The sequence below is a fragment of the Enterobacter huaxiensis genome (assembly GCF_003594935.2).
In the GTDB taxonomy this organism is placed as follows: Bacteria; Pseudomonadota; Gammaproteobacteria; order Enterobacterales; family Enterobacteriaceae; genus Enterobacter; species Enterobacter huaxiensis.
In genome coordinates, this window is the sequence record NZ_CP043342.1 from 2,923,950 (window position 1) to 2,935,274 (window position 11,325).

Sequence of the window (11,325 nt, forward strand, 5' to 3'; positions counted from 1 at the left end):
TCAGCCTGAGCGCGTGAGGAGCTAAATGCAGAGTACAGCTATTTTACGCTTTGTTGTTCAGTACCAGCTGGCCGTTCCCATCCAGCGGAATTTGCGTACCCGGGTCTTTATCCATGCGGATTTTGCCCTGCTGGTCGCCAATTTTGTAGGTCACGTCGTAGCCCAGCATTTTCTCCGACTTGTCATAGACGGTTTTACAGCGCTGCTGGGTCGTGGTGTAAGTGTCGTTATCCTGCATCGCGCCCTGCACCTGGTTACCGGCATAACCGCCACCCAGCGCGCCGACGACCGTCGCAACGTCTTTACCGCGACCACCGCCGAACTGATGGCCAATCACGCCACCGGCGACGGCCCCCAGAACGGAACCGGCAATGCGGTTTTCATCCTGTACCGGACGACGATGGGTTACCGCTACGTTGCGGCACTCCTGACGAGGGGTCTTAACGCTCTCTTTAATCGGGGTAGCGGACACTACCTGCGCGTACTGCGGGCCGCGATCAAGCACATTGAGACTGGCAACTGCAGCCACACCTAACGCAGCAGCGACGCCAATCCCTATACCCGCCAACATAGATTTATTCACGGGACTTCCTCCTTTGTTGCTATTGGTAACAATTTTGCGATGAAGAAGGGCGTTCGCCAATAAGATAAAGGATCAAAACGGAGTGGGATTTTCGCTTTAAGAGAACTCTTAAGCACTCAACTGGAGATGTGCAGCACGATGTGCTAAAAATCCCTCCGGATGGCCGGAGGGAGAGAGGATTAGTGCAGCTTAAGGCGCGGACGGATAACGCGGTTAATTCTGCCCACCAGCATCATCAGGCCGGTTTTGAAATAGCCGTGCAGCGCGATCTGGTGCATACGGTACAGGGAGATGTAGACAAAGCGTGCGATCCGCCCTTCTACCATCATTGAGCCACGCATCAGGTTACCCATCAGGCTGCCGACGGTAGAGAAGTTCGAGAGCGACACCAGCGACCCATGGTCTTTATAGACGTAGGATTTCATGGGTTTGCCTTTGGTCTGCGCCAGAATGTTGTGTAGGACCAGGCTTGCCATCTGGTGCGCAGCCTGAGCACGCGGAGGAACGAAGCCCCCTTCAGGACGCGCACAGGATGCACAGTCACCAATCGCGTAGATGTCCGGATCGCGCGTGGTTTGCAGCGTAGGCTCCGTGACCAGCTGATTAATACGGTTCGTTTCCAGCCCGCCGATATCCTTCATGAAATCAGGCGCTTTAATACCTGCCGCCCAGACCATCAGATCCGCTTCGATGTACTCGCCATCTTTGGTATGCAGGCCACCGGCATCCGCGCTGGTCACCATCGTCTGGGTCAGAACGCGTACGCCCAGCTTGGTCAGCTCGCTGTGGGCGGCACCGGAGATACGCGGCGGCAGCGCAGGCAGTATACGTTCGCCCGCTTCCACCAGCGTCACGTTTAACGCGTCGTTGGTCAGCCCTTTATAGCCGTAGCTGTGCAGCTGTTTCACCGCATTGTGCAGTTCAGCAGAGAGCTCAACGCCCGTCGCGCCACCGCCAACAATCGCGATGTTGACCTTGCCGTTAGCACCCATGTTGTTGGTGTACTTCAGGAACAGGTTTAGCATTTCCTGGTGGAAACGACGCGCCTGATGCGGGTTATCGAGGAAGATGCAGTGATCTTTTACGCCAGGCGTGTTGAAGTCGTTGGAGGTACTGCCCAGCGCCATCACCAGCGTGTCATACGGTAATTTGCGCTCGGGCACCAGCAGCTCGCCCTTATCGTCACGCAGCTCTGCCAGCGTAATGGTTTTACTCTCGCGGTTGATGTCCACCACGGAGCCCAGCTGGAACTGGAAATGGTGATTGCGCGCATGCGCCAGATAGCTCAGCGCATCAACGCCTTCATCCAGAGAGCCGGTTGCCACTTCGTGCAGCAACGGTTTCCACAGGTGGCTGTGGTTACGATCCACCAGCGTAATTTTGGCTTTCTTACCGCGACCCAGCTTCTTGCCCAGCTGTGTTGCCAGCTCCAGCCCGCCAGCTCCACCGCCTACAATCACTATCTTTTTCAATGGCGTAGTCAACGTGACCCCCTCAAATTATTAACCAATTGTTAATTAAAAGTTATAAAAATAACCCTTAATTAACAACAGGTTACAGCACTGAAACCATTCAGGTGAATTGAGAATAACACGTCAGGCGCATTGGTCATACCAAAATTGATATGCATCAAGTTTTGATGGCTTAAAAGTAGACAATTCTGGACAAAAAGAAAGCCCGGCTCGCTTGCGCGGCCGAGCTTTTGTGTTTTCAGAACGACTCTTAGCCCAGAGTTTTAAAGGCCTTAATACGCTGCAGATGAGGAGAGATGTTCTTGAACTTGTGGGTTTGCTCTTCGTCCCAGACGATCTCATAGTAGTGATGCAACAGCTCCGCGGCGCGGGTGCTGCTGAGGGCTTCGTCATTGCGCGAGAGGATAACCAGACAGCGATCGCGGTTCTTTTCACGGAAGTTACTGACGCATTTAGTCGCGATATCAGCATACTCTTCCGGGCGATCGATCTTGCCTTCCATGTTCTCGTCGGGGAACAGGTTGGGGTTGAAGATCACCTGGCGCATGTCGCACAGGAACCCGATGCGCTCGGCCCAATACCCGCCTAACCCCACGCCGCAAATCAGCGGCCGATCGTCGACGTTGAGCTGCAACATCTTGTCAACTTCTTTGAGTAAATGCTGCATGTCATGCTTAGGATGGCGCGTGCTGTAGCTGATCAGCCGTACATCCGGGTCGATAAACTGCAGCTGCAGCACCTTCTCATGATTACCAGGACTGTTTGAGTCAAAACCGTGTAAATAGATGATCATTGTCTTCTCACCACGCTACGCCTTCCGGGAGGGTTTACAGGCTGGCTTTATGCGCCAGCCAGCGCTCGTTCAGAGCTTCAAGCTGGGCGCTAATCGTTTTCCAGCGCGCAGAGTCCATCAGCTCCTGACGGCTAAATGAACCTTTATGATACAATTGTGTAACACGCTCTGCATTGATCGGCGACAGGTTATCCAGCACGCTGACCGCGCCTTTACGATTATTGCAGACCAGGATCATATCGCAACCTGCATCCAGCGATGCCTGACCGCGCTCCGCGTAGCTGCCCATTATCGCCGCCCCTTCCATTGACAGATCGTCAGAGAAAATCACGCCGTTAAACCCAAGCTCCTGGCGCAGCACCGTTTTCAGCCAGTGTGGTGAACCGCTTGCCGGACGCGGATCCACCTCGCTGTAGATGACATGCGCGGGCATAATGGCATCAAGCTTATTGTCGGTTATTAGCGAACGAAACACCGACATATCTCTGGCGCGGATTTCGGCCTCCGGGCGCGGGTCGCGCGGCGTCTCTTTGTGCGAATCGGCGGTCACGGCCCCGTGCCCCGGGAAGTGCTTACCGGTAGTTTTCATGCCCGCATCGTGCATTCCGTCGATAAAGCGCGTCGCCACAGCCAGCGCAATGCGCGGATCGTCGTGGTACGAACGCTCACCGATTGCGGCGCTGATATGCCCGACATCCAGTACGGGAGCGAAGCTGATATCGATATCCATGGCAATCATCTCACTCGCCATCAGCCAGCCGGCATCCTGCGCCAGCCTGCCGCCCTCTTCGGTACCCAGCAGCGCGGCAAAAGATTGAGCGGCAGGCAGGCGGGTGAACCCCTCGCGGAAACGCTGCACGCGTCCGCCCTCCTGGTCCACCGCCACCACCAGATGATTGCGCGATGCGGCGCGGATCTGGCGAACCAGTTCGCGCAGCTGCTCCGGATCGTGATAGTTGCGGGTAAACAGGATCAGACCACCAACCAGCGGGTGCGCAAGAATTTCGCGCTCTTCCGCATCCAGCTCAAACCCTTCAACATCCAACATGACTGGACCCACACGAACCTCTCTTATCCTTTAGTTTGTAACTGACGCCAGACGTTATCTGCCAGCGTAATAAATTGTTTATCTTTTGACTGCTGAAAGCGCATTTCAAACCAGCCCGCCATCAGCATAAGCACCCACGGTTGCCAGCGTCTGACCTGTTTTGTCAGCCTCGATGGATTCATCTGCGCGCTGCGGGCATAGGCCATAATAAGCTGCTCGCGCGAGCCATCATCAGGCATCCAGACCGCCGCCAGCTCCAGCGCGACGTCTCCATCGCCGGCGTATTCCCAGTCAATGAGCCTGACGCCCGTCAGCGTGTGCACGATATTCCCGGCGTGAACGTCCATGTGTAACGGAGAGAGGCGCAGTGGCCGTGGCTCCCCCGCTTTGCGCAGCCGCTTAAGCCGCGCCAGCCAGAAGGACGTTCGTCTGTCAGGGGACGCCTGCTGCCAGTACTTTTCCAGCAGCGGCAAAAGCGTTACCCGCCACCCCAGACAGGGCTGACGGTGCAGATGATACAGCATCGAGGCGAGCGTTGGGGTATCCGGTAGCGCGCTTTTGATCTCGCCCGCAAGGTACTCTACCGCCATCCAGCCCTGCTCATAAAAGACCGGCTTCGGCACGAGACAAGAAGGCAGGCGACTGAGCGCGCGAAACTGACGGCGGAAATGAGAGGCTGGCGCCAGGGGATCGTGATTCTGACGCAATACCAGACGATGCCCGCCCTGCTCTATAATGCAACTCGCGCCGCCAAGCCCGGAGTGGGCCTGCGGCGCGATAAGGCGATACTGTGGAAAATAGCGCGTCAGAATCTCTGCACGGGTGCAGTTATTGTTGCGTAACGGCACCTTTACCTGACCAGATAATTTCGCCTGTCTGAACCAGCATCAGCTGCATCTGCAGCGTCGGGGTATTGACATTACCGGTAGCGTTAGAATACAGCACATACTGTGCGCCAACGTTACGGGCAATACCAATCGCTTTGCTGCGCGAACCCAGGCTGTCCTGTGGCGATAAGCCCAGCTGCTGCTTGGCTACCGCCAGCTGCTGCGTGGAGACCAGCGTGAATTTACCGTTGTTCGCCAGCGCGTTACGCAAGGTTTCCGTTGCTTCACCGGCGTTTAGCGAACCGTTGGTACGGTTATTCACGCTGTCCACCAGCAGAACGCTTCCCGCCGTCACGCCTTGTGCCTGCAGCATTTTACCCACCATCGGCTGCATTGCGCCGTTCCAGTCAAAGTGGCGGACGCGCGGCGCAGGCTGGGACGTCTGGTCCGGATGTTCAATTGGACCCGGTTGCGCCGGGATCGTCGGTACGGACGGCACCGTTGGCACAGGCTGTGTTGGCTGGGCCGGCTGTTCCGTTCCCGGTTTAGCCTGATCCACAGGCGCGGGTTCTTCCGTGCGCGTCACGCACCCAGCAAGGAACAGTGCAAAAGCTGTCACGAGCGCATAGCGGCTCATATTTTTAATCAAGGTTCACCCCTTACAAATAAAGATAAAGTCTCACCTTATGCGCACCCAGATAGTTGGCGCTGCCATAGAGTGTGACCGACGATCTCGCCGGAATAGTCACGCTGCGCGGTGCCTCAAGCGGGTGCATTTCAAGACCTCTAACGTCATACCAGAAGAAGCGGTAATGCACCGTCACTGGCTCATGTCTTTCGTTATAGAGCGTAGAGGAGGCAGAAGGTTGGATTTCACTGATGGTCAGCGAAGGCTGCTCTGCCGTGATGCCTGCAGCAAGAACTGAGGACTCCATCACCAGCGTCTGTTCATCGCTAACCGGGATCGCAGGACGCGAGCTGCACCCTACCATCACCAGCGTTAATATCAGCGCTGCAATACGCCCACTTAACATATCAAAGACCTTTATGTGCCAGCATCGGACCCAGTGGACGTCCACCCAGAAGATGCATGTGGATATGATAAACTTCCTGACCGCCGTGGCGATTGCAGTTCATGATCAAACGATAGCCGTCTTCAGCAATACCTTCCTGCTCAGCAATTTTCGCGGCCACCGTAAGCATACGGCCTAACGCCACCTCATGCTCGGTTTTAACGTCGTTAACGGTAGGAATCAGAATATTTGGAATGATAAGGATGTGCGTCGGCGCCTGAGGTGAAATGTCCCGAAAGGCCGTTACCAGCTCATCCTGAAAGACAATATCCGACGGAATTTCGCGGCGGATAATTTTACTGAAAATCGTTTCTTCAGCCATGACCTTTTCCTTTTTTGTTTAATCTGGCGTGGTGCGTCCGCTACTCACACACATTGTCTGTTTTTCTGTGTGATACAACTCAAGAGTATGAGCGACTTTCTCCTGTCCTTTCAACCTTCTCCCTCGTTTTCTTTCCTGATTGCCCGCCGGCTGGCGGGAGAGTGACCGCTCTCACCGGTTTACGACCTGAAACTTCATTTCATTTTGGCCAGAAACATCTGTTTACAGCGCTAATCACAATGCGTATATTTCGCATTTGCATTTCCATGCGCATTTTTAACATAGAAAATGACCTCAGCCCGTGCTAGCGGGACTGAAGCACACCACTTTCACCATTCATTAAGGGTTTGATGATGTCTTTCATTAATCACACCAGGGATGGGCAACGTCAGCCTGCCGCAACACCTTCGTTGCTGGCCGCCTGCATTGCTATGGCATTGACGCCAGCCGTAAGTTTCGCCGCACCAAACGAGGAGACACTCGTTGTTGACGGCACGTCTCAGTCCGGCATTTCCAGCGAGGAGCAGGATTACAGCGTAAAATCCACCTCCATCGGCACAAAAATGCAGATGATCCAGCGCGATATCCCCCAGTCTGTCTCCATCGTGAGTGAACAACGCATGGAAGACCAGCAGCTTCAAACGCTGGGAGACGTGATGGATAACACCATGGGCATCAGCAAAAACACCGCGGATTCCGATCGCAGCAGCTACTACTCACGTGGTTTTGAGATCGATAACTACATGATCGACGGTATTCCCACCTACTTTGAATCACGGTGGAACCTGGGGGATGCCCTCTCGGATACTGCACTATTCGAGCGTGTTGAAGTGGTCCGCGGTGCAACCGGCCTGATGACGGGCACGGGCAACCCGTCGGCAGCGATCAATATGGTGCGTAAACATGCCACCAGCCGCGAATTCAAAGGCAATCTGTCCGCGGAATATGGTAGCTGGAACAAACAGCGCTACGTCATGGATCTGCAAAGCCCGCTTACGGACGACGGCAATTTGCGCGGCCGCATCGTGGCAGGCTATCAGGATAACGACTCCTGGCTTGATAACTACAATCAAAAGAAAACCTTCTTCTCGGGCATTATTGATGCAGACCTTGGCGAGACGACGTCATTTTCTGCGGGTTACGAATATCAACGTATCGACGTGAATAACCAGACGTGGGGCGGCCTGCCGCGCTGGAACACGGACGGTAGCGTACGGCATTACGATCGCGCCCACAGCACGGCGCCTGACTGGGCCTATAACGACAAAGAGTTCAACAAGGTGTTTGCCACCTTCAAGCAGCGCTTTGCCGATACCTGGCAGGCAACGCTGAATGCGACGCATACCGAAGCCAAATTCGACAGTAAAGCCATGTACCTGGACGCGTACGTGGACAAAGCTACCGGCACGCTGGTAGGGCCTTATTCGAACTATGGCCCGGATTACGGCTACATTGGCGGCACGGGCTGGAACAGCGGTAAACGTAAGGTTGATGCGGTCGATCTCTTTGCAGACGGCGGTTACGAGCTGTTTGGTCGTCAGCATACGGTGATGTTCGGCGGGAGCTTTAGTCGTCAGACTAACCGCTACACTAACGCCTGGGCAAACGTCTATCCGGAGGAGTTCGGTAATTTCTACGACTATGACGGCAATTTCCCGGAAACCAACTGGGGATCGCAGTCGTTGGCCCAGGACGACAAAACGAATATGAAATCGCTGTACGCGGCGACGCGCATTTCGTTGGGCGACCCGCTGCATTTGATCCTCGGTGCGCGCTATACAAACTGGAGCGTCGATACGATGACCTACGGTATGGAGAAAAACCATACCACGCCGTATGCCGGACTGGTCTACGACATTGATGATAACTGGTCGGCTTATGCCAGCTATACCTCTATCTTCCAGCCTCAAAATTATCGTGACAGCTCGGGGAGATATCTCGACCCGATTACCGGCAATAACTATGAAGTGGGCCTGAAGTCAGACTGGATGAATAGCCGCCTCACCACGACCCTGTCGATTTTCCGTATCGAGCAGGATAACGTCGCGCAAAGCACCGGCCGCGTCATTCAGGGCTCAACCGATACTGCGTATGAAGGCGTAGACGGCACCGTGAGTAAAGGCGTTGAGTTCGAAATTAACGGCGCGCTGACGGATAACTGGCAGATGACCTTCGGCGCCACGCGCTACCTTGCTGACGACAGTGAAGGTAAAGACGTTAACCCTTACCTGCCGCGCACCACGGTTAAACTGTTCACCAGCTACCGTCTCCCGGCGATGCCTGCGCTGACCGTAGGCGGCGGTGTTAACTGGCAAAACCGTGTTTACAGCGACGTTGCCACGCCTTACGGCACGTGGCGCGCTGAGCAAGGCAGCTATGCGCTGGTTGACCTGTTTACGCGTTACCAGGTAACGAAGAATTTCTCCGTACAAGGAAATCTGAATAACCTGTTTGATAAGACTTACGACACAAACGTTCAGGGTTCACTGGTTTACGGCGAACCGCGCAACGTGAGCGTGACCGCAAGCTATCAGTTCTGATCGCACAGACGTCTTAAAAGGGAGCCAAATGGCTCCCTTTTCTGTGCGCGCTTCTCACCGGATGACGCTGCGCTTAGCCGGCCGCACAATTAAAAAAGGCAGCCATTCGGCTGCCTCAGTCTCCCCAATTCACAACTTAGCTGTTGCGGATGTACTCATCCATTTCTGTTTTCAGGTTATCGGATTTCGTCCCGAAGATGGCCTGAACGCCAGAACCTGCAACAACAACACCTGCTGCGCCCAATTTCTTCAGGCCAGGCTGGTCAACTTTTGCGACGTCAGCAACGCTCACACGCAGACGAGTGATACACGCGTCCAGGTTAGTGATGTTTTCTTTACCGCCGAACGCTGCGATCAGAGCCGGAGCCATTTCGCTGGTTGCAGCTGATTTGCTGTCTTCTGACGCATCTTCACGACCTGGAGTTTTCAGGTCCAGTGCTTTAATCAGCACGCGGAAGACGGTGTAGTAAACAACGGCGTAGCACGCGCCCACGATTGGGAACAGCCACAGTTTGCTGCTGTTACCGGACAGAACGATGAAGTCGATCAGACCGTGAGAGAACGATGTACCGTCACGCATACCCAGCAGGATACAGATTGGGAACGCCAGGCCAGCCAGCACCGCGTGAATGATGTACAGGATCGGCGCAACGAACATGAAGGAGAACTCGATCGGTTCGGTGATACCGGTCAGGAACGAGGTCAGCGCTGCGGAGATCATGATACCGCCCACTTTTGCACGGTTCTCTGGTTTAGCAGAGTGCCAGATTGCAATCGCAGCGGCCGGCAGACCGTACATTTTGAACAGGAAGCCGCCAGACAGTTTGCCTGCAGTTGGGTCGCCCGCCATGTAACGTGGGATATCGCCGTGGAACACCTGACCTGCTGCGTTGGTGTATTCACCAATCTGCATCTGGAATGGAACGTTCCAGATGTGGTGCAGACCAAACGGTACCAGGCAACGCTCGATGAAGCCGTAGATACCGAACGCTACAACCGGGTTCTGGTAAGCCGCCCACTGAGAGAAGGTCTGGATTGCAGTTCCGATTGGTGGCCAGATGAAGGACAGGATCACGCCAGTGAAAATCGCCGCCAGACCAGAGATGATCGGAACAAAACGCTTGCCCGCGAAGAAGCCCAGATACTCAGGCAGCTTGATGCGATAGAAGCGGTTGAACATATACGCTGCAATCGCACCGGAGATGATACCGCCGAGAACACCGGTATCAGCCAGGTGTTTCGCCGCGATCTCTTCAGCAGGTAAATGCAGAACCAGAGGCGCAACCACAGCCATGGTTTTCACCATGATGCCGTAGGCAACAACCGCCGCCAGCGCAGATACGCCGTCGTTGTTGGTGAAGCCCAGCGCAACACCGATCGCGAAGATCAGCGGCATGTTAGCAAAAACAGAACCGCCTGCTTCTGCCATCACGTGGGAAACTACGGCTGGCAGCCAGCTGAAGTTAGCAGAACCGACACCCAGCAGGATACCTGCGATAGGCAGTACGGATACTGGCAGCATCAGCGATTTACCGACCTTTTGCAGGTTAGCAAATGCATTCTTAAACATAATTGAGAGTGCTCCTGAGTATTTGTGCTTTTTTTTACGTTTTTCACGCATTGGCCCGGGGGGAGTACCGTGCCGTGGACAGGACATCTAAGCGCCCTTTATTTATTACACAGAGTAAAATAAATCCCTCTGAGTTTGTTTGACGGCTATCACGTTTCAGCTTAAGACGGCCGAAAAACTTTCAGATATTTACAAAAAGCATTTCTGGATGTGTCTAAAAACACCATCACCGCCCCAAATGAGGCGGTGAACTTTACTCGCTTTGCTTATTAATTACGAGCCTAAAAAAAACAGATGTATCAGACAGATTGCAGGCGGGCGGGGTCGATGTGGAACAAGTTTGCGAAGTTTTCGGTCGTGGTGCGGGCCAGCTCATCGATGCTTACGCCCTTCAGAACGGCCATATACTCAGCCACATCTCTCGTCATGGCTGGCTGGTTCTCTTTACCGCGATGCGGTACCGGTGCCAGATACGGCGAGTCTGTTTCCACCAGAATACGATCGAGCGGGACATAACGCGCAGCATCACGCAGTTGTTCCGCGTTACGGAACGTCACGATCCCCGAAAACGAGATATAAAAGCCTAAATCAAGCAGCTTACCCGCCGTTTCTCTGTCTTCTGTGAAACAGTGTAGTACGCCCCCGCAATCCGTCACCTTTTCTTCCTGAAGGATCGCCAGCGTATCGGCGCGGGCATCACGGGTGTGCACGATAACCGGCTTGTTCAGCTCGCGGCCAATGCGGATATGGTTGCGGAAGGACTCCTGCTGGCGCGGCTTCGTTTCCGGCGTGTAAAAATAATCCAGCCCGGTTTCCCCCATCGCCACCACGCCCTCTTCCGCCGCCAGACGACGTAACGCTTCTACGTCGTACGCTTCGTCCTGATTCAGAGGATGCACGCCGCAGGAGAAGACGACGTTTTCGCGAACGCCCACCAGCTCACGCATGGCGCGATAGCCCGGCAGCGTGGTCGCCACGGCCAGGCAAAATTTCACGTCACGAGCGGCGGCCTTCGCCAGCACGTCGTCGACGTCTTTATGCAGAGATTGGTAATCCAGGCCATCGAGATGGCAGTGTGAGTCGACTAAAAACATAAT

General features: G+C 54.7%; 11 protein-coding genes. 1 reads left to right on the top strand and 10 read right to left on the bottom strand.

The window, feature by feature from the left end; translation table 11 throughout:
• Window positions 1-43: 43 nt before the first annotated feature.
• From D5067_RS13995 to hinT, 8 genes are all read right to left on the bottom strand, one after another.
• The gene (locus D5067_RS13995) at window positions 44-583 is read right to left on the bottom strand and encodes a glycine zipper 2TM domain-containing protein (RefSeq protein WP_119934656.1); all 540 of its coding nucleotides are present in this window, start codon (window positions 581-583) and stop codon (window positions 44-46) included.
• Between the two features lie 179 nt (window positions 584-762).
• Entirely contained in the window at window positions 763-2,067 is a 1,305-nt protein-coding gene (locus D5067_RS14000; RefSeq protein WP_119934657.1) for an NAD(P)/FAD-dependent oxidoreductase, read from the bottom strand.
• 238 nt (window positions 2,068-2,305) lie between these two features.
• Window positions 2,306-2,848, bottom strand: a complete 543-nt coding sequence (gene ycfP, locus D5067_RS14005) for an alpha/beta hydrolase YcfP (protein WP_119934658.1) — start codon at window positions 2,846-2,848, stop codon at window positions 2,306-2,308.
• A gap of 34 nt (window positions 2,849-2,882) precedes the next feature.
• Complete coding sequence (gene nagZ / locus D5067_RS14010) at window positions 2,883-3,908, bottom strand: beta-N-acetylhexosaminidase (RefSeq protein WP_119934659.1); 1,026 nt, start codon at window positions 3,906-3,908, stop codon at window positions 2,883-2,885.
• A gap of 11 nt (window positions 3,909-3,919) precedes the next feature.
• On the bottom strand, window positions 3,920-4,744 hold the full coding sequence (gene thiK / locus D5067_RS14015) for a thiamine kinase (protein ID WP_119934660.1): 825 nt from the start codon (window positions 4,742-4,744) through the stop codon (window positions 3,920-3,922).
• Window positions 4,725-5,369 carry a penicillin-binding protein activator LpoB gene (gene lpoB / locus D5067_RS14020; protein WP_119935445.1) on the bottom strand — a complete coding sequence of 215 codons (645 nt, stop codon included), beginning with the start codon at window positions 5,367-5,369 and terminating at the stop codon, window positions 4,725-4,727. The genes thiK and lpoB overlap by 20 nt, the downstream gene beginning before the upstream one ends.
• A gap of 13 nt (window positions 5,370-5,382) precedes the next feature.
• A complete protein-coding gene (locus D5067_RS14025; protein ID WP_119934661.1) occupies window positions 5,383-5,757 on the bottom strand; it encodes a YcfL family putative periplasmic lipoprotein in 375 nt (124 codons plus the stop codon).
• Window position 5,758: 1 nt separating this feature from the next.
• Window positions 5,759-6,118 (bottom strand): purine nucleoside phosphoramidase, encoded by a 360-nt coding sequence (hinT, locus tag D5067_RS14030; protein ID WP_010429724.1) that lies wholly within the window; start codon window positions 6,116-6,118, stop codon window positions 5,759-5,761.
• Window positions 6,119-6,471: 353 nt separating this feature from the next.
• Between hinT and fhuE the strand changes: the two genes are divergently transcribed.
• Window positions 6,472-8,658 carry a ferric-rhodotorulic acid/ferric-coprogen receptor FhuE gene (fhuE, locus tag D5067_RS14035; protein WP_119934662.1) on the top strand — a complete coding sequence of 729 codons (2,187 nt, stop codon included), beginning with the start codon at window positions 6,472-6,474 and terminating at the stop codon, window positions 8,656-8,658.
• Between the two features lie 136 nt (window positions 8,659-8,794).
• On the opposite strand, the gene ptsG is transcribed toward fhuE, so the two are convergent.
• On the bottom strand, window positions 8,795-10,228 hold the full coding sequence (gene ptsG / locus D5067_RS14040; RefSeq protein ID WP_119934663.1) for a PTS glucose transporter subunit IIBC: 1,434 nt from the start codon (window positions 10,226-10,228) through the stop codon (window positions 8,795-8,797).
• Between the two features lie 299 nt (window positions 10,229-10,527).
• The gene (locus D5067_RS14045; RefSeq protein ID WP_119934664.1) at window positions 10,528-11,322 is read right to left on the bottom strand and encodes a metal-dependent hydrolase; all 795 of its coding nucleotides are present in this window, start codon (window positions 11,320-11,322) and stop codon (window positions 10,528-10,530) included.
• Window positions 11,323-11,325 lie beyond the last annotated feature (3 nt).